This is a genomic window from Flavobacterium sp. A45 (assembly GCF_002001005.1).
Taxonomy (GTDB): domain Bacteria; phylum Bacteroidota; class Bacteroidia; order Flavobacteriales; family Flavobacteriaceae; genus Flavobacterium.
Map to the genome: position 1 here is coordinate 1 of NZ_MUNX01000122.1, position 20,296 is coordinate 20,296.

The window sequence follows — 20,296 nt, forward strand, 5'->3', positions numbered from 1 at the left end:
TATTTATACTGTTTATAGGCATGCATAATAAATTTATAACATAGAATGTAAGTTTCAATTAAAGTTAAGAAAAACCATAAACAACAATTATTTGTTTGATATAAAACAATTTGTTATATTTTGTTAAATAACAACAAATTGTTTGGTCACAATACCAAAGAATAATAAATTTGTAAAAAATAATTTAAGCAAGATGCAAGCAAACGATTTACTACACTTAGCAGAACAATTTGGAAGTCCACTTTATGTGTATGATGCAGAGAAAATACAATCCCAGTATAATCGATTAACGAAGGCTTTTTCTAAAGTACCTAATTTACGCATCAATTATGCAATGAAAGCATTATCAAACGTTGCCATCCTCCAACTATTAAGAGACATGGGGTCAGGACTGGATACGGTTTCTATACAAGAAGTATTACTGGGGTTACACGCTGGATATGCACCAGAAAAAATATTTTACACACCAAATGGTGTTTCTTTAGAAGAAATTGAAGAAGTCCATGCATTAGGTGTGCAGATTAACATTGATAACTTATCGATATTAGAGCAATTCGGGGCAAAACACCCGCACGTACCGGTTTGTATACGTATTAACCCGCACGTAATGGCAGGTGGAAACGCAAACATTTCGGTAGGGCATATCGACAGTAAATTTGGTATTTCGGTACATCAATTACCTCATTTGGTACGCATAGTTGAGAACACTGATATGAACATTGTTGGTATTCACATGCACACAGGTTCAGACATATTAGATATCGAAGTGTTTTTATACGCAGCCGAAATTTTATTTGACGCTGCCAAAAACTTCAAAAACCTAGAATTTTTAGATTTCGGAAGCGGATTTAAAGTTCCTTACAAAAAAGACGATATCGCTACTGATATTGATGAATTAGGTAAAAAATTATCAAAAAGATTCAATGCATTCTGTGCTGAATACGGTAAAGATCTGACTTTAATATTTGAACCAGGTAAATTTTTAGTAAGCGAAGCAGGATTCTTTTTAGCAAAAGTAAATGTTGTTAAACAAACAACTTCGACTGTATTTGCGGGTGTTGACAGCGGCTTCAACCATTTGATTCGACCAATGCTTTATGGATCACAGCATCATATAGAAAACATCTCAAATCCTAAAGGCAAAGAGCGTTTTTACTCAGTAGTAGGATACATTTGCGAAACAGATACTTTTGCAACCAACAGAAGAATTTCGGAAATAAAAGAAGGAGATATTTTATCTTTCCGCAATGCAGGAGCTTATTGCTTCTCAATGTCTTCCAATTATAATTCAAGATACAAACCTGCTGAGGTTTTATGGATGAATGGTCAAGGATATTTAATTCGAGCTCATGAAAAATTTGAAGATTTACTTCAAAATCAAATTCCGTTGCCTACAGAAGTGGCTGCAACAGTTTAGCACAAATAAAGAATCCCGTCTCGTTTTGAACCAGACGGGATTCTTTTTTTTAAATCTATAACCATTTAAGGATTAGAGAACTTTTCAACACTATTGCGTATTGGTTTTATCGTTTTTAAATAAGCATAAATCGCTTTTAAATCCTGTTCCTTCATTCCGCCATACATTGTCCAAGGCATCACAGTATTAAAATTCCCTTTAATAACCTTAGCAGAAACATAAGTGCTATCTGTATAGGATTTAAAGCGTTTTACAAAATCAGCTTCAGACCATTTTCCAATCCCAGTTACTTCGTCTTGAGTAATATTAGATGAACGTGCAATACCTCTAGTCATCATTGGAAACTCAAAACCACCAGCCAATTCCATTCCAACAATAGGCTTTCCTTTTTCCTGTTTCGAATGACATTCGGAACAAGAAGCTGCATTAAATAAATAAGCTCCGTAGGCTACAGCATCACTTTCACTTGGCTTACTCGAAAAATGAGCCTCCTTAGGAATAGTGTTAATTATAAAATTCATAGGAAAATCGGCTTTCGATTCGGGAACTATATTTTCGATAGGCTTTAGGCTTCTTAAATAAACGATAATAGCTTCTAAATCCTTTTTATCCATTTGTCCAAAATGAGGATGCGGCATGATTGGGAACAACGCATCGCCATCTTTAGAAACTCCGCTGGCAATTGCTCTTAGAATTTCGGCATCTGTCCAATCTCCAATACCAGAAGGCGTAATATTTTTAGAATAAAAACTACCCGGAAAACCAAACCTCTGATCAAAAACTTCTCCTCCTTTACCAATGGTTCCATCAACAGGCGGACCAGAAAACTCGTTCCAATTTCTGGTGGAATGACAATCAACGCATACGCAAACATTATTTGCTAAATACTTTCCTCGTTCCAAAAGGCTTGCGGTAGGCTTAATACTAAGATATTCCATCTCTCCAACATTTGGCAAAGCTATTTTGATATACAATAAAACTGCAATCATCGCAATGATCAAAAACAGTAAAATTCCTTTGACAACTTTCTTCATATTCACTTATATTAAATAAAACTATTCAAATTTAACAGTTTTAACTAAAATAAAGCAATAAACACAAAAAAATAGGTAAAATAAAAATCCCCGTTCATGTAGATGAACGGGGATTTAGCCACTGTAAAAAACAGTTTATTTTTTAATCAAAACTTCTTCCAGAACTTCTGATTCTGTACCATTCGGAAAAGTAATCTTTAACATTTTTGAAAGCGTAGGAGCAATTTCAGTAATGTATGCTTTTTTATATGATCCCCCTTTAGGAACCTGCCATCCGTAAAAAAGCAGCGGTACATTCGTGTCATAACTATTAGGCGTACCGTGAGTGGTTCCAGTTTCAATGCTCTCCAAATATCCAGTTCCTTGAACAATAACCAAATCTCCGTTTACCTTAGGATCATAACCTTTGAAAATAAAATTCAAATAATAATCCTGACCGGTTGCACCCAAAATTTCTTCCTGCGTATATACTCTTTTTACATGATCCAGAGACATTAAAAAATCTTTGAAGCTTTGCTTCACTTTTGCCAGTTCCAAACCTTTTTCCTTTATAAGATCTTTATTTAAATAAATATTATAATTGGAATAATTCAAAACTAAATTAACGCCAAATGCATCTGTTGAAAATTTATTCAAAGCATTATACGTTTCCTTCGAAGGTACGTTAGTTACATCGTATTTGTGATCCTTCAAATAAGCCGGATTCTCGGCAACAGCATGATCAGCAGTCAGGAAAACCAAGTAATTATCTTTACCGACCGTTTTATCCAAGTACTCTAAAAAAGAAGCAATTGTAAGATCTAAACGCAGATAAGTATCCTGCACTTCCATCGATCTTGGACCAAAAGTATGCCCAACATAATCGGTTGATGAAAAACTTACCGCCAGGAAATCAGTAATATTATCTTTCCCCAATTCTTCACCATCAATTGCTCTCATGGCCAATTCAGCCAAAAAATCATTCCCAAAAGGAGTTGATTTCAAAACTTCCATTCCCTTTTCTTTATAAATCTTATTCAAATCATAAGGAAATACAGGAGGCAGAGATTTATCCAATCTTCCTTCGTATGGATTATTATCTGTCAGACTTTCGTTGTACGTATCAATCGGTTTCAGCAGACTCCAACCCGCATTTATATATTTCATGTAATTCTTCTCAGCATTGAATTTGGTAACCCAATCCGGCATTTTATCCCCATAAAAACTGCTTGATATAAACGCTCCTGATTTAGAACTCCAAAATGCCCAATTCGCAAAATGTCCCGCTGGCAAAATAGCACCACGATCCTTAATACTCAAACCTATTACTTTCCCTTTAAAGTTTGTAGCCATACGCAGCTCATCCGTAATTGTAGTACTCAAAAGATTTTTTGGAGACATCGCCCCTTCCTTCTCACTGCCTTCCACTAGCGTTTTCACACTGGCATCGTCCGTGCAGTACATATTTTTTCCAGTAGAACGAATGTACCAGTCGTTTCCAATAATTCCATGCACTGCTGGAGTTGTGCCTGTATAAATAGAAGCATGCCCAGGAGCAGTATAAGTCGGTACATAATTATAATTCATATTATAAAACGTAAAACCTTTATCCATCAATCTTTTAAAACCTTTGGTTGAATAATCATCTGAATAACGATATAAATACTCCATTTTCATCTGATCGACAACAATTCCAACAACCAATTTGGGACGCTGCTGTGCTTGACTACTAATAGAAAAAACACAAACTAAAAACAAAACAATTTTTCTCATAATATTTTTTAAATGGTAAACAAAAATACACTTTCTACTGTAAAAAAAATCAAAACAGAATCTATAAAGCAATAAAATAATCCAATAATAACCAAAATTTAGTAAATCATCAAAGTCGTCTAGACTTAATAAATATTTTTATCACTTGGTATAAAACAAAAAACAAACATTAAATTTGAATGTAAAACCGCTGACAATGAACATGTACGACAACGAAAACACCGTTCACAAATCATTTAACGACACTTATTTATCCGAAGATTTATTGCAGGCACAATGGGCAGAATTTACGGAACTTAAAAAAGTGATTTCAGAAGTATATCTAAGAAAAGGAAATCCGTTATCGTTATTAGACATCGGAATAGGAAGCGCCAGAATTGCCCGTCACTTGAACGGTATTCCCGAAATGTAGCAAATGATTGAATGCTACGAAGGTACTGATAATGCAGAAGCCTGTATAAAACTTTCCCAAGTAACTGCCGAAGAATTAGAAATTGAAGACAAACTAAAAGTACATCTACTCGATGTTGTGAATTTAAATCAGCTACAGAAAAAATATGATTTGATTATTTGCACTTGGTTTACTCCAGGCAATTTTTACCCTGATAATTTCCCTTTCGATCAGTATAATAACTTCAGAAGATTAGATTTATCGAAGAATGAAAAATTTACCAGTTTTTTTTTCGAAAGCCTATTCTTTACTACATCCGAATGGAGAGATAATTCTTGGTGCCTGTTACATTGATAATGATAACACTCGAAAAAAAACAGGAGCAATCCTATCAAAAAATGGGAATGGAAATAGTTACAAATGCCAGCGATAGTTTTACTGCAACCAAAGAAAGGTTTTGGTCACAACGATTTACCCAAGAAAAAATCATAACCTATTTGCCTTTTGTAAAACCTGAAAATATAATTTTTACGGCTCTTGCCCCTTATGATTACTCCATGCAAATTAGGATTATAAAAACATAAATTGATGACTAGCTTTAAACGCAATCACTTAAGAAGTAGTCATCACACTTTTACTCAAAATTGACGATATTATAAGCCAATACCCTATCCTCATATTTGACATAGAGTTGTTTTCTATTATCCTGGTTTTTTCGTGTAATAAAAGAAAGTGTACAATCTTCTCCATTATTATCTTTACAAACAAATGGATAAACAAGATCCGTTGAACTTTCTTCGACTGGAAGAGATTCGATAATTTCAAATAACTGAATTACCTCCGAATAAATCACAATTCTATTTTTGTTGGTATCCAAATTAACCAATATACTTACTGGTTTTAAATCACTCCAGTCTCCAAATTTACCTTTTCCCTCTTTTACAGAAACACTCAATCCCGTAGTTTTAAACTTATAGGTTTGGCTAAATCCATGATTCAATCCAAAAAAAAGAAACACCAATAGAAACCCTATTTTTAACTTACTCATTATCTCAAAATTTGTATGTAAACAAATGTAACAATTTTAAAAGCCAAATGAAACTACTTCCAGCTTTGCTTGTTCAAATTCAGTTATCATATCTTTTATTATATCTTTTGCCGGCAATATCTCTTTAATTAATCCTGCTATTTGACCAATTTCTAATTCTCCTTCAACCAAATCTCCTTCAAACATTCCGCGCTTGGCTCTTGCTCTACCTAATAAAGCAGCCAATTCCTCATTGCTAGGGCATTTTTCATACAACTCCTGTACATCTTGGTAAAACTTATTTTTAATTAAACGAACAGGTGCCAATTCTTTCAACGTCAATTGAGTTCCTCCTTCTTGCGTCTCAATGACAGTTTGTTTAAAATTTTCGTGTGCAGAAGACTCAAGTGAAGCCGCAAATCGACTTCCAACCTGCACACCATCTGCTCCAAGCGCCATAGCCGCAAGCATACCTCGACCAGTGGCAACTCCACCTGCAGCAATCAGAGGAATAGAAATTTTATCTTTTACCATTGGAATCAAAGTGAATGTAGTCGTTTCTTCACGTCCATTATGACCACCAGCCTCAAATCCTTCGGCGACAACAGCATCAACTCCCGCATCTTGTGCTTTTAAGGCAAAAACAGAACTGCTCACCACATGTACAACAGTAATTCCGTTTTCTTTCAAAAAAGGAGTCCACGTTTTAGGATTACCCGCCGATGTAAAAACTATTTTAACTCCCTCATCCACAATAATTTTCATTATTTCTTCGATGTTGGGATACAACATGGGAACATTGACACCAAAAGGTTTATTCGTTGCTTTTTTACACTTTTTAATATGCTCTCTCAATACTTCTGGATACATAGAACCGGCACCTATCAAACCCAATCCTCCTGCATTACTCACTGCGCTAGCTAATTTATAACCGCTGTTCCAAATCATTCCTCCTTGAATAATTGGGTATTTAATATTGAAAAGACTTGTAATTTTATTCATATAAAAAAATTGGTTTATTGCTTGATTATTTTTCCAGTCGTGATATTACCATTCGAATCTAATTCATAAATATAGATTCCTGACTGCAATGATTTTAAAGAAATAGTTGGTGATGTTTTTGAAATTTTCTGTTCAGCAATTTTTTGACCCCTTATTGAATAAATTCTAAGCACTCCTTCGTCAAGTTTTTCAGATAATGAAACGGTACATATATCACTTGTCGGATTGGGATACATAAAAAAATCATTCACAGAAAAATCATTTACACCTAATCCATTAGACAAAGCCACACTGAAATCTGGAATTCCATACCCGTATTGAGCATTTGGATTAGTATATCTATCAGCTGATTTTATAATCAAATCTTTAATTTCTTTATTGGTTTTATTTGGAAACGCCTGCCATAAACTGGCTACCATTCCAGCCATAATTGGACTCGAAAAAGAAGTTCCGTTTGCAGTCACTATATTCCCTGAAGAATCGGACAAAACAACGGATTGCCCTTGTGCCATAACATCTGGCTTTACCCTTCCATCAAAAGAAGGACCGATAGAACTAAAACTTGTTACTGTTTTCGAAGCATTTACCGCTCCCACAGTAAGCACCGAAATACCATCAGCTGGAACTGCAATATTGGGATTTGCAGTAGCTCCTTCATTCCCAGCAGAAGCCACTACTATCATTCCCCGAGAGAAAGCAATTTCGGCGCCACGTGTCATAAAGGCCGTTTTACCATCCATCTCATTATAAGTATGACTGTACGCTGTGTTGTCAAAACCAAAATAGCCCAACGAAGTATTGATAACATCTACTCCCAAACTATCTGCTTTCTCAGCCGCCTCTACCCAATAGGATTCTTCCACAGGGTTTTCTGTAGCATCGTCTTCTGTTCGAAACAAATAAAAAGAAGCATCTGGAGCTGTACCGACAAGTGCATTATCTTTATACCCTCCCATACAGGAAAGTACTTTAGTACCATGTGAATCCCCAGAATAAAAATTAGAATTTCTATTCACAAAATCATAACCTCCCAATATTTGATTATTATCTCGTAGTCTTTGGAATGGTTGAGCGATATTGACTCCAGGAAAACCCGCATCCATAACGGCGATTATTTTCCCAGAACCTGTATAATTTTGTTGGTGCAAGACATCACCATGAAGCATTTGAATTTGGTTTGCAGAGCTACCGTAGGTAAAATCAACTTGTATTTCCAATACTTTATTAACGATTTTAAGCTTAACAGTTGTTGCTTTTTTTCCTGTACCATTAAGTGATTTATTGGCAAAATCAACTTTATCAACGAACGCAAAAGATTTTAAGGAATTGATAACCGTTTGAGTTCCGCGAATATGCAAAGCATTCAACCATTTGGATTTGGCCATAACGGTAATACCTGAGACTGCTTTTATCTGGCTGATAAAACTAACTTCAATAGGAATGTCTTTGAAATCCAAAGATATATTTTGTTTGGCTCTACGATCTAAAGCTCTTTGCGAAAGCATCTGCAAAGGATTGTCATAATAACTTTGAGAATTATTTTTGACATTAAAATATACCCAAGCATCTTCTTGGGAAAACCCAACAAAACAGGAAAAGAACAAAATAATAAAAAGAATATTTTTCATATTTAATTCAAGACTAAAGTTTTATTAGACCAGAAAATCATTAATCTAAAACACAAAGAAACGTTTTTTAAACCATATAAGTAATATAAGTTCATATAAGAGAACTTAAATGAACTTATATTACTTATATGGTAAACCTTCTTCTTTTTTATGAAATAACTCCAGAACCAATTAACTCATCATTCAAATACCAAGCGGCAAATTGCCCTTCGGTTATAGCAGATTGTGGATCGTCAAAAGCGACATACATACCACTTTCAAATTGATGCAAAGTAGCTTTTTGCAAAGGCTGCCTGTATCGAATACGTGCCATAACTTCCATTGACTCGCCATTGGCTAAAGTCAAATCTTCACGAATCCAATGCACTTCTGATTTGTCTATAAATAAAGCTTTTTTGAACAATCCTGGATGCATACTCGATAAACCGGTATAAATGGTATTGCTCTCCACATCTGTGGCAATGACAAAAAGCGGATCCGTTGTTCCACCCACATTAAGTCCTTTTCTTTGTCCAACCGTAAAATAATGTGCCCCTTGATGTTTTCCCATTACCTTTCCCATCTTTGGTGTATATGGCATTTTTCTGGAAGCAAAAAGTAATTGTTCCTCAACAGACAATTCATTCTGCATTTCATACGAATATACAGAATCATTTTTATCGATTTGAATAATCGTACCTTCCTTGGGTTGCAATTTTTGTTGCAAAAATTCGGGTAAGCGTACTTTCCCAATAAAGCACAGTCCTTGGGAATCTTTCTTTTCGGCTGTAACCAATTCCATTTGAGCCGCAATTTCCCTAACTTCGGGTTTGGTCAATTCACCAATTGGAAACAACGCTTTAGACAATTGTTCCTGTGATAATTGGCATAAAAAATAAGATTGGTCTTTATTATTATCAACTCCTGCAAGAAGTTGGTACACTTTTTCACCATTGACTTCAATTTCACCTTTTCGGCAATAATGCCCTGTTGCCACATAATCGGCACCAAGACTTAAGGCGATTTTCATAAAAACGTCAAATTTTATTTCACGATTACAAAGCACATCAGGATTTGGAGTTCTACCTTTTTCGTATTCGCTGAACATATAATCAACGATTTTCTCTTGATATTGTTCACTTAAATCAACCGTTTGAAAAGGAATACCTAATTTTTCGGCTACCAATAAAGCATCATTACTGTCTTCCAACCAAGGACATTCATTGGAAATTGTCACCGAATCATCGTGCCAATTCTTCATAAAAAGACCTATTACCTCATAACCTTGTTGTTGCAACAAATAAGCCGCAACACTTGAATCTACACCACCAGAAAGACCTACAACTACACGTTTCATATGTTGATACTATTATTTTTATTTGGTCATATGTAATTCGCATATCAACATTGGCATTAGATACCAAATCAAAGATTATGCTCATTTCATTATTCGTAACTTAATTTAATCTTCTGCAAAAATACAAATAATATGACTAGTTATTATTATTTGAGATTGAGGAAAACAATGCTGAGATAATCGGAACTAATGCTTTTAGAGACTAAGATGCTGAGATTCCATATTGATAAACATATTTCGCTCAATCAAAATTTAACTAAAATCATAGATTTTTAGAATCTTAGCCTCTTTTAAAATGTCACTGTTTTTTTATTTATCTTTAATACATCACAAAAATTGAAAATGAAAAATTCGATTCTATTTTTATTCTTATTCCTTTTCAGTCTTGCTATCAAAGGCCAAAATTATGTATCGAACATAACTTCCTACGAAGTCTATAAATCCCTAAAAGGGAAACCATTGTCCGATAAATTTTCGAATATCGAATCGGTGAAAATTGTTTATGACATAAGATCAAATAAACTGTATTATTTCAACAGTACTTTGATTTCGCATCATTATCAATTTGCAACCGATTATTTAGGATATGATAAAGATTTAAACGTATTCAATGCTGAAAATTATAGCAATAAAGAATTGGGTCGGGAGTATTTGTTAGGAAATTTGAATCACATCAAAGGAACTGATAAATGGATTTTTGAATTATCTGTTTCCGATCATATGCCCATTGCTCTTATTGAAAAAATTTTCAGCCTTGTTCAGCAAACCACTTTTATTGGCAATACATTACGGTTTTATTTAAACGACCGCGAAAAAACAGAACTGTTCCATCAAGGTAAATTCAAAATCCCCTGTATCACTTCTGAATTTATATTCAGTCAATTAAAATACCAAGAAGTCGCATCAGGCAATTGCATCGGAATATTGAAAGAGTACAAAATCAAAGATTTAAACCTAAATAAACCAAAAGAAGACGAAATAATAATTTTGGACGGAACACCCGAAACTTTACCGAATGTAAAAGGAATCATCGTTAACGAATTGCAAACTCCTTTGAGTCATTTGGTGATTTTAGGAAAAAACAGAAAAATCCCAATAATGGCCTACACTCTTGTTTTTAGTGATGCCAAAATAAAATCTCTTTTGAACAAAAAAGTGGAATTGGAAATAGCGGTCGACACCTTTTATATCAAAGAAACAAGCAAAAAAATAAAACCAATTAATAGTTCCAAAAAAAGAACACTTATTGCCGACACAACAGTCACTGGACTCGTGGATTTGTCCAAAATAAATAAAAAAGGAGTTGAATATATTGGCTCCAAAGCCCAAAATTTATCATATTTGATTGCTATCGCAAAAGATTCCACTTTTAAAGTTCCAGAAAATGCCTATGCCATTCCTTTTTATTATTACAACAGACATATTCATAACAAAACCATTTTACCATTAATCAATGAGCTGATAAAAAATCCAAATAAAGATTCTATACAATGGATTAACATTCAATTAGACAGAATCAGAAAAGCAATTAAGAAAGCCCCTATCGATCCTAATCTAATTGCAGCATTAAATCAAAAATTAAGTTCTCAAAAAAAGTTTAAAAATTTCAGATTTCGTTCCTCAACAAATGCCGAAGATATTGAAGGTTTTAACGGAGCGGGTTTGTACGAATCCAAAACGGGAATTGTAGGCGATTCTATAAAATCCTTTGAAAAAGCCATCAAGCAAGTTTGGGCCAGTGTTTGGAATGAAAGCTCATATTGGGAAAGAGAAATTTTCGGAATTGACCAAAGCAATATTGCAATGGGTGTTTTGGTGCATCGCTCTTTTCCCGATGAATTAGCAAATGGTGTCGTAATAACCACTAATTTATTCCGAAAAGAATTCAACGGAATAACTGTCAATATTCAAAAAGGAGAAAACTCTGTTGTAAAACCCAATAAAGGGGAAGTTTGCGAGCAATTTACAGCTTACGATTTGAATTTATTTGGAACAAAAAACAGAAATCTCGATGTCGATTATATTTCGAATTCCACATTAAATGATAACAAACCTTTGCTAAGCATTAGCGAAATCAACAATTTATACAAAGCTTGCAAAACGATTGAGACCAAAATAAACCAATATTGGAATAAATTCAACAAAAAACCAGTGGATATTGAATTTAAAATTGTGGGAGAAAACAGAGCACTTTACATCAAACAGGCACGTGTTTTTAATGATTGATTTTAATAAAGAATCAATAGCTCAATTTCATTGGAAGTCTTATTAATGGTCAGAATTTCAAAATCAAAAGCTACAAAAGGAACAATCTCTGCTATTTTGCTTTTTCTGTAACTTTCATCAAGAGCATTGAATTCATCATACTTTAAAATCAACCTGCAACTTTTTTTATAAATTGAAGAATCGTTGACCAAGAATAATGAACCCAGTATATAGAAAAGCAAAATACTTATTTGAAAGAAAATCAAAACGCCATATTGTTCAAATGGATACAAAATATCCAGAATCGAAAGTGTTATAGTAGCAAATAAAAAAATAATAGCATTTAACGAAAAAGTCTGCGCCCGAAAACGCAATATTGAAAAAATGGCAAAAAGGCCAAAACCAATTCCAATTCCAATTTCGACTTTGGTAAACAAATAACACAGTGAAAAAGTACAAAAACCTACCACTATAATCAATGGATTAATAGTCTCCTTATTTTTCCTATTCGAAAAATAATACAAAAAAAGTATTGAGAAAGCGAGTAACAGAAAACGAGCAAACAATTCAAAAAAATCCATATCAATTATTTGTTTAGCAATTCATAATCTTAATCTATTTTTACTTTATCCTTTTTGAGTTGTGGTTTTTTGGGCTTATCCATATTTTCCTCACTCTCTAATTTCCCGTTAATAAAAAACTGCCACTTCCCTACCTTTTTGCCATTCTTAAATTTTCCTTTTGCAACTACAAGATCATTCGGGTCTTTATAAACAGCCTCGCCTTCGTATTCGCCATTTTTAAAAAAGCTGTTTTCCAAAACAATTCCTTTCTCAGAATACTTTTTATAAACACCTTCTTTTAATCCATTTTTATAGATGGTTTCATCCACAACTTTACCGCTTGGATAATAAACAGTTCGAAGTCCTTCCAGTTTTCCGTTTTTATAATTCTCTAAAGTCATAATCACTTTCGAAGCTTTATGATAATACTTCCATTGACCTTCCCGTAATTTATTTACTTCTTTTCCTTCACTTACAACATTTTTGTTTTGGTCATAAAAAATGGTATAGCAAGAGTTGTCTTTTACATTAAAGGTTCTGGTAGCAATAATTGACTTTGCTTTAGTATCATCAAAGAAATTAAAGACACCAACTTCTTTCCCATGTTCAAAAGTTCCTTCGTAGCGCTGTCTGCCCGATTCTTCATAAAATCCTTTCCAAACACCATGTTTTTTTCCATTCTCATCCACAGGATTGGAATCCGTTTGTGAAAAACCAATTTGACAACACAATAAAAGAATGAAAAATCTAAAAATACAAAACATACAATTTCAATTTAATTATCTAAAAAACAACAATATAATACTATTAATCAACTATTACTATTTGGTATTATTATTTTATAAAAGTACATAAAACTTAATAATTCAAAATTATAAAAAGGGTTTATAATTGGCTTTATTACATAATGAAATACTGCAAAAAAAGCAATAAGAAAGAAATCAAACAACAACGAATAAACAAGAATAAAACAAATTATATTTTGTTTAATGTTTTTACAAAAACACAAATCATAAATATCAACTCAAAAAACAACTAAAACACATAAATACCTATATTTCAACTCATTGAAAAGAATCGGAAAATAAAAAAATACCATTAAACAAATTTTAATGAAAACATAAATTTTCATATTTTGTTTGATAATTTTACAATAACACTAAACAAAATAAAAAAATATAATTACTTTTGATAAGCGATAAACATTTAATAATCAACTCTTAACATTTAGCATTATGAAAAATCTATTGAAATTAAAAAAGGTAATGGTTTTAGCACTTTTAATAATAATTGGCACATCATGCGACAATGATGATAATGCAGCTGCTCCTCCTCCAGTTGCGGATAATACCATTACAGGAATTGCTTCAAGTAATGCCGATTTCTCCATATTAGTTGAAGCTTTAACAAAAGCAGATTTGGCAACAACCCTAAAAGGAGTTGGACCATACACTGTATTTGCACCAACAAATGCAGCTTTCACAGCTTTCCTTAAAACCACTCCATATGCCTCGATAAAAGATGTACCAACCTCTGCATTGACACAAATATTACTCAATCACGTAGTAACTGGCAAAGTAAAGTCGACGGATTTAACTACAGGTTACATTAAAACCCTTGCCAAAGGTGGTGCATCAACCACCAATAACCTAAGCATGTATGTAAATATCTCATCTGGAGTAAAACTAAATGGCGTTGCCAAAGTAGTAACGCCAGATATTATGGCATCTAATGGAGTAATTCATGTTGTAGATGCAGTTATAGGACTTCCAACAATTGTAGATCATGCAGTTGCGAATCCAAATTTTAGCACATTAGTTGCTGCATTGACTTACAATCCAGCCTCTGGATTTGCTGGAATATTATCTGGAACAGCAAGCTCCCCATTTACAGTATTTGCACCAACAAATGATGCATTTGGAGCTTTCTTGACAGAAACTGGTTTTTCTGGATTACCTGCAATTCCAGCCAATGTATTAGAAAAAACATTAAAATACCATGTAGTTGCCGGTGCTAATGTACAATCAACTCAATTGACAAACGATCAAGTAGTAACTACATTTTCAGGACAAAATGTTACCGTAAAATTCTCTCCTACACGTTTACTGGATGTAAGTGGCAGAAATTGCAACATAATTGCAGTTGATGTTCAATGCTCTAATGGGATTATACACGTTTTAGACAAAGTGCTACTTCCTACGTTTTAAAGAATAAAGTTAATTGGTTGTTAATATAATTTTGATGAAAACGAAAAAGCTCCTTTTTTACGAGGAGCTTTTTTTATTAACTAAATTTATATTTTTATTTCTTTTTTGCTTTTTGAGCTTCGGCTTGTTCCATAGCTTCTTGCAATCTCTGTTGGAATTTACCCGGTTTTTTAGGCTCTTTCAATTTATTTTCTTGAATTTGAGCATGAATCTTATCCGAATCAACTATGTAATTTTTGATTACAAACATAATCCCGATAGTAATTAAGTTAGATATAAAGTTATACAAACTCAATCCTGCTCCGTAAGTATTAAAGAAAATCAACATCATGATTGGCGAAACGTAAATCATAATTTTCATCATTTTAGCCATATCCGGCATACCTTCCTGTTGAGGAGCAGCCATTTGTTGATCGCCAGAAGTCATTTTCATATAAAAGAAAATCGCGACAGCTGCCAAAATTGGAAACAAACTAATATGATCTCCATACAATGGAATATGGAAAGGCAATTTATAAATCGAGTCGAATGAAGATAAATCATCAGCCCAAAGAAAACCTTGTTGTCTCAGTTCAAAAGCAGATGGAAAAAACTGAAACGAAGCATACATAAATGGAATCTGAATTAAAGCTGGTATACAACCCGCCATAGGATTTACACCCGCCTTATTATACAGCTTCATTGTTTCTTGCTGCTTTTTCATTGGGTCTTTTTTGAATTTCTCACCCAATTCTGTAATATCCGGTCGTAATACTTTCATCTTGGCTTGAGACAAGAATGATTTATAAGTTATAGGCGACATAGCAATTTTAATGATAATCGTAAAAATGATAATCGCTATTCCATAAGATATATTACCCGTTAAAAACCCGAATAATGGAATAAAAATAAACATATTTATCCATCCAAAAATTCCCCAACCCAGTGGAACTATTTTTTCAATATCCTTATCATAAGCTTTCAAAGTTGCATAATCTGTTGGACCAAAATACCAGTTCATTTTATAATCCAACTCTCCATTTTGAAAAGTCAACGGAACCGTAGCTTTAAATTGTTTAGTAAAAACAGTATCTCTTGCTTCATCTAAAACTAGGTTATTTGATTTCAAACTTGCTTTTTCAAATGCAGTATTAGTCAACAAAATAGAAGTAAAGAAATGCTGCTTGAAAGCAATATAATCAACTTTTACAGGAGTTTCTTCTTTATTCTCTCCTCCATTTACATAATCGTGTTTACCCTCTTCATATTGAAAACGTAATTCTGCAAATCTATTTTCATAAGATACACTTTTCTCATTTCTATAAGTTTTCATATCCCAAACCAAATCCAAAGGCTTGGCTGTATTCAAAACTTTATTCAAACCTTGCGAACGAATATCAAAACCAACCATATAATCTTTTGGTTTCAAAATATATTTGTATTCCAAATACTCATTGGCTCCAGCTTTCAATTTCATAGAAAGAATTTGATCATTACCAACTTTAGACAATGTAGGTTCAAAATACATGTCCTTAGTATTTAAAACTCTATTGTCACTAGTTTGTAATTGAATATTCAAATCGGCATTATTATCTTTAATCAAAGAAACCAACTGCCCTGAATTTTTCTTGAATCTTTCGAAATTTTTCAAAGTGGCTTCAACAATATAACCTCCTTTGTTCGCAATTTTCAATAATACAAAATCATTTTCGATAGTTGTAACACCATTTTTCGCTGAAGGTAAAGTCGCAGAATAAGCGAAACCACCCAATGTTTTTTGCATTTGAATCAGTTGAGTAGAATCACCCACCACTGTAGTCACAGGAGCTTCAACTGATTTCACGGCTACACTTTTAGCCTGCGCTTCTTTTGCAACCAATTCTTTTTTAGCCTTTTCTGCAGCAATTTGCGCCTCTGAAGGTTTGTTTTGGTACATCATCCAAAGGAAAATACCAATAATCAATACAATCCCTATAACCGAGTTAAGGTCTAATTTTTTTTCTTCCATTTTATTTATTGTTGTTTTCGTCTTCCTAATTTAGATAAATTAGAAACTGATTTTGTTAGTCACCGAAACATCTTTAATGTTACATTTTGAGAACAATCGCTTCAAAAAATCTAATTATAACCTTTTATTTCTTTTTTGCCTTAACAGCTGCTGCCACAAAACTCACAAAAACAGGATGTGGATTTGCTACAGTACTCTTATATTCGGGATGGTATTGTACACCAATAAAGAAAGGGTGATCAGCTAATTCTACAATCTCCACCAAGCCAGTATCAGGATTTACACCAGAAGAAATCAATCCTGCTTTTTGCAATTGATCCACATATTGACTATTGTATTCGTAACGGTGACGGTGACGCTCTGAAATAGATGTTTTTCCATAAATTTTATGAGCTAATGAATCTGGTGTAATGTCACATTTCCAAGCGCCTAAACGCATTGTTCCTCCTTTGTCTGTAACGTTTTTTTGATCTTCCATCAAATTCACTACAGGATGCTGAGTTTGGTCATTCATTTCGGTAGAATTGGCATCCGCTAATCCTAATATATTTCTGGAATATTCGATGATTGCCATTTGCATTCCTAAACAAATTCCGAAGAAAGGCACTTTATTTTCACGTGCATAACGAATCGCTTCTATTTTGCCTTCAATTCCTCTTTCTCCAAAACCTGGAGCAACCAGAATCGCATCCAAACCTGCTAATTTCTCAGTAATATTCTCCGCATCTATAAATTCTGAATGAATCGAAATAACATTTACTTTGGTTTCATTCGCAGCACCTGCATGAATGAAAGCCTCAAGAATTGATTTGTAACAATCCTGCATTTCTACATATTTTCCAATCAAGCCGATATTTACGGTATGCTTTGGAAATTTCAATCTTCGTAAGAATGTGTTCCAGTTTTTTAAATCTGGAGCTGCTTTTTTAGGTAAATCCAATTTTTTCAAAGCTACTACATCCAGTCCTTCTTCTAGCATTAAATTTGGCACTTCATAAATTGTAGAAGCATCGATAGATTGAATAACTGCTTCTCTTTTTACATTACAGAACAAAGCCAATTTATTACGAATTTCATCTGAAATCTCATGCTCAGTTCTACAAACCAAAATATCAGCTTTGATTCCGCTTTCCATCAAAGTTTTTACGGAATGCTGAGTTGGTTTTGTTTTTAATTCACCCGCAGCAGCCAAATAAGGAACCAAAGTTAAATGAATAACAATTGCATTATGCTCACCCAAATCCCACACCAACTGACGCACTGACTCTATATAAGGTAAAGATTCAATATCCCCAACAGTACCTCCAATTTCGGTAATAACAATATCATAATCGCCTGATTTACCAAGCAACTGCATTCTTTCTTTAATCTCGTTTGTAATATGAGGTACAACCTGAACCGTTTTACCCAAGAATTCCCCTCTGCGCTCTTTTTCTATTACCGAAAGATAAATTCTACCAGTAGTTACGTTGTTCGCCTGAGAAGTTGGAACATTCAAGAAACGCTCGTAGTGACCTAAATCCAAATCTGTTTCTGCACCATCATCAGTTACATAACATTCTCCGTGTTCATAAGGATTTAAAGTTCCTGGATCGACATTGATATAAGGGTCAAATTTCTGAATAGTAGTTCTATACCCTCTTGCTTGTAACAATTTTGCCAAAGATGCCGCTATAATTCCTTTTCCTAAAGAAGAAGTCACACCGCCTGTAACAAAAATATATTTCGTTTGATTCATTCTGTTGTTGTTTGTATTGTAGTTGTGTAAAAAACGTGGCAAAAGTACAAATTTAATTGGAATACTAGAGTGTTAGATTATTAGAATTTTAGACTAAACAGATTATTAGCTAATTAACAAACAACTACAATTTAACTATCAAAATTTCAATAAATTAACATTACAATTAAGGCTTTGGATACTTCTTCTTTATATTCCGAATCAATTCTTCGAGTCCATTGAGTTTTAACTCATAAATCAATTTCAGCTGTTCGCCCAGTTCCCCTTTCGGAAAACCTTTATTACTGTACCAAACAATGTAATACTCCGGAATATCAATAAGAAACCATCCCTCATATTTTCCAAATGGCATTTTTGTGTGCGCTAATTTTATGAGCTGTTTTTGGTTTTGATCCATCCTTTAACTGAAAATTACTATTTTTCGCAAGGTAAAATATTCGTTTGATAAACACTAACTATTAAAACAATCGCCTTCTGAAGCCTTTTCATGAAAATCACTTTCTTATTAATTATTTCATTCAAGATTAATAACATTATATGCAATATTGCCAAAACCAACCTAAATCGATTCAATATAAAATTAAAACTATCTCTCTTTTCACTGCTGCTTTTTACAGTGATCTTGGCGTTGTGACAAAATGATCCAAAAACCAATAAAAATCATAAGCTTCAATATTTATCATTACTAAACTATGAAAGGTGATTTCAATTTAGATATAATTGCTAAAATAATCAAGGTGGCAAACAAAAAAAGGCTATCTCCAACGAGACAGCCTTTCTTTTTTTGATATAAGCCTATGATTACAAAGCTGAATTAACAGTTTTGATTATTCTTGCAGCAATTTTGTATGGATCACCATTAGATGCTGGTCTTCTATCTTCCAACCATCCTTTCCATCCTTTTTGAACGGTCATTAATGGAATACGGATTGAACATCCTCTATCGGATACTCCATAAGAGAAATCGTGGATAGAAGCAGTTTCGTGTTTACCAGTCAAACGTTGGTCATTGTAAGCTCCATAAACAGCGATGTGTTCAGCAGTTACAGGACGGAAAGCCTCACAAATTTTCTCGTAAATTTCTTGAGAACCACAAGTTCTTAATACATTGTTAGAGAAGTTAGCGTGCATTCCAGAACCATTCCAGTCAGTATCTCCAAGTGGTTTTGGGTGGTACTCAATATAGTAACCATATTTTTCAGTCAAACGGTCTAATAAATATCTAGCAACCCAGATTTCATCACCTGCTTTTTTAGCTCCTTGTGCGAATAATTGGAATTCCCATTGTCCACAAGCAACTTCTTGATTTATTCCTTCAAAGTTGATTCCTGCAGCGATACATAAGTCAGCATGCTCTTCAACTAATTTTCTTCCGTGTGTGTTTTTACCACCTACTGAACAGTAGTACATTCCTTGTGGTGCAGGGTAACCTCCAATTGGGAAGCCTAATGGTAATAAAGTTTTAGTATCCATGATGAAATATTCTTGTTCGAATCCAAACCAGAAATCTCCATCATCTTCGATAGTTGCTCTACCGTTTGAAGGGTGTGGAGTACCATCAGCATTCATAACTTCAGTCATTACTAAGTAACCATTAATACGAGTTGGATCTGGGTAGATAGCAACAGGTACTAATAAACAATCAGATGAACCACCTTCAGCTTGTCTAGTTGATGAACCATCAAATGACCAGTTTCCGATTTCTGCTAAAGTTCCTTGAAAATTTTCGTGCTCTTCAACTTTAGTTTTACTTCTTAAATTTTGTGTTGGTTCGTAACCATCTAACCAAAGATATTCTAATTTTATTTTAGCCATAATATTATAAATTGTTTTTTGATTTTTTTTTCTGATGCAAATATAAAATAATTTGTTTATGTCGTAAAATTAGGGGGTGTTTTTTGTTTAATAGCTTTTGATTTTTGATATTACTTCATTTTAGAGGGGGTATAATTGAAAAATCATTATTTTAAAAGGACATAATAATTAAATTAATAATTATCTGATTTTTA

At 33.5% G+C, this 20,296-nt stretch carries 18 protein-coding genes; 6 read left to right on the forward strand and 12 right to left on the reverse strand.

Annotation, left to right across the window (positions count from 1 at the left end; genetic code table 11):
• Positions 1-193: 193 nt before the first annotated feature.
• On the forward strand, positions 194-1,417 hold the full coding sequence (lysA, locus tag B0E44_RS14960) for a diaminopimelate decarboxylase (RefSeq protein ID WP_077376979.1): 1,224 nt from the start codon (positions 194-196) through the stop codon (positions 1,415-1,417).
• A 65-nt stretch (positions 1,418-1,482) separates the two neighbouring features.
• Here the strand turns inward: lysA and B0E44_RS14965 are convergent, their stop codons facing one another.
• Together B0E44_RS14965 and pafA are read right to left on the reverse strand one after the other, a co-directional pair.
• Positions 1,483-2,451, reverse strand: a complete 969-nt coding sequence (locus tag B0E44_RS14965) for a c-type cytochrome (RefSeq protein ID WP_077376982.1) — start codon at positions 2,449-2,451, stop codon at positions 1,483-1,485.
• A gap of 135 nt (positions 2,452-2,586) precedes the next feature.
• Complete coding sequence (gene pafA, locus B0E44_RS14970; RefSeq protein WP_077376985.1) at positions 2,587-4,203, reverse strand: alkaline phosphatase PafA; 1,617 nt, start codon at positions 4,201-4,203, stop codon at positions 2,587-2,589.
• 196 nt (positions 4,204-4,399) lie between these two features.
• On the opposite strand from pafA, the gene B0E44_RS14975 reads away from it, so the two are divergent.
• From B0E44_RS14975 to B0E44_RS14985, 3 genes are read left to right on the forward strand one after another with little or no spacing between them, the layout of a single operon-like run.
• Positions 4,400-4,615, forward strand: coding sequence for a hypothetical protein (locus B0E44_RS14975; RefSeq protein ID WP_124019351.1), 216 nt, complete (start codon positions 4,400-4,402; stop codon positions 4,613-4,615).
• 3 nt (positions 4,616-4,618) lie between these two features.
• Positions 4,619-4,948, forward strand: a complete 330-nt coding sequence (locus B0E44_RS14980; RefSeq protein ID WP_077376991.1) for a hypothetical protein — start codon at positions 4,619-4,621, stop codon at positions 4,946-4,948.
• 50 nt (positions 4,949-4,998) lie between these two features.
• Positions 4,999-5,178 (forward strand): hypothetical protein, encoded by a 180-nt coding sequence (locus B0E44_RS14985; protein ID WP_124019352.1) that lies wholly within the window; start codon positions 4,999-5,001, stop codon positions 5,176-5,178.
• Positions 5,179-5,228: 50 nt separating this feature from the next.
• Here B0E44_RS14985 and B0E44_RS14990 read toward each other — a convergent pair whose 3' ends face one another.
• From B0E44_RS14990 to mnmA, 4 genes are all read right to left on the reverse strand, one after another.
• Positions 5,229-5,642 carry a hypothetical protein gene (locus B0E44_RS14990; RefSeq protein ID WP_077376996.1) on the reverse strand — a complete coding sequence of 138 codons (414 nt, stop codon included), beginning with the start codon at positions 5,640-5,642 and terminating at the stop codon, positions 5,229-5,231.
• Positions 5,643-5,678: 36 nt separating this feature from the next.
• Entirely contained in the window at positions 5,679-6,623 is a 945-nt protein-coding gene (locus tag B0E44_RS14995) for a nitronate monooxygenase family protein (protein WP_077376999.1), read from the reverse strand.
• 14 nt (positions 6,624-6,637) lie between these two features.
• A complete protein-coding gene (locus tag B0E44_RS15000) occupies positions 6,638-8,251 on the reverse strand; it encodes a S8 family serine peptidase (protein WP_077377002.1) in 1,614 nt (537 codons plus the stop codon).
• Positions 8,252-8,399: 148 nt separating this feature from the next.
• Positions 8,400-9,587: a tRNA 2-thiouridine(34) synthase MnmA gene (gene mnmA / locus B0E44_RS15005; protein WP_077377005.1), complete on the reverse strand. Its 1,188-nt coding sequence runs from the start codon at positions 9,585-9,587 to the stop codon at positions 8,400-8,402.
• Between the two features lie 342 nt (positions 9,588-9,929).
• Here mnmA and B0E44_RS15010 point away from each other — a divergent pair, with 342 nt between their 5' ends.
• The gene (locus B0E44_RS15010) at positions 9,930-11,813 is read left to right on the forward strand and encodes a PEP/pyruvate-binding domain-containing protein (RefSeq protein ID WP_077377008.1); all 1,884 of its coding nucleotides are present in this window, start codon (positions 9,930-9,932) and stop codon (positions 11,811-11,813) included.
• A gap of 2 nt (positions 11,814-11,815) precedes the next feature.
• Here B0E44_RS15010 and B0E44_RS15015 read toward each other — a convergent pair whose 3' ends face one another.
• Together B0E44_RS15015 and B0E44_RS15020 are read right to left on the reverse strand one after the other, a co-directional pair.
• Entirely contained in the window at positions 11,816-12,373 is a 558-nt protein-coding gene (locus B0E44_RS15015) for a DUF4956 domain-containing protein (protein WP_077377011.1), read from the reverse strand.
• A gap of 29 nt (positions 12,374-12,402) precedes the next feature.
• Positions 12,403-13,119 (reverse strand): toxin-antitoxin system YwqK family antitoxin, encoded by a 717-nt coding sequence (locus B0E44_RS15020; RefSeq protein ID WP_077377014.1) that lies wholly within the window; start codon positions 13,117-13,119, stop codon positions 12,403-12,405.
• Between the two features lie 471 nt (positions 13,120-13,590).
• Between B0E44_RS15020 and B0E44_RS15025 the strand changes: the two genes are divergently transcribed.
• The gene (locus B0E44_RS15025; RefSeq protein ID WP_077377017.1) at positions 13,591-14,562 is read left to right on the forward strand and encodes a fasciclin domain-containing protein; all 972 of its coding nucleotides are present in this window, start codon (positions 13,591-13,593) and stop codon (positions 14,560-14,562) included.
• A 94-nt stretch (positions 14,563-14,656) separates the two neighbouring features.
• On the opposite strand, the gene yidC is transcribed toward B0E44_RS15025, so the two are convergent.
• The 4 genes from yidC to B0E44_RS15045 all read right to left on the reverse strand — a co-directional run bounded on the left by yidC (position 14,657) and on the right by B0E44_RS15045 (position 20,102).
• The gene (gene yidC, locus B0E44_RS15030; RefSeq protein ID WP_077377020.1) at positions 14,657-16,549 is read right to left on the reverse strand and encodes a membrane protein insertase YidC; all 1,893 of its coding nucleotides are present in this window, start codon (positions 16,547-16,549) and stop codon (positions 14,657-14,659) included.
• A 124-nt stretch (positions 16,550-16,673) separates the two neighbouring features.
• A complete protein-coding gene (locus B0E44_RS15035) occupies positions 16,674-18,287 on the reverse strand; it encodes a CTP synthase (RefSeq protein ID WP_077377023.1) in 1,614 nt (537 codons plus the stop codon).
• 166 nt (positions 18,288-18,453) lie between these two features.
• On the reverse strand, positions 18,454-18,684 hold the full coding sequence (locus tag B0E44_RS15040) for a DUF3820 family protein (protein ID WP_077377026.1): 231 nt from the start codon (positions 18,682-18,684) through the stop codon (positions 18,454-18,456).
• Between the two features lie 404 nt (positions 18,685-19,088).
• On the reverse strand, positions 19,089-20,102 hold the full coding sequence (locus B0E44_RS15045; protein ID WP_077377029.1) for a glutamine synthetase beta-grasp domain-containing protein: 1,014 nt from the start codon (positions 20,100-20,102) through the stop codon (positions 19,089-19,091).
• Positions 20,103-20,296 lie beyond the last annotated feature (194 nt).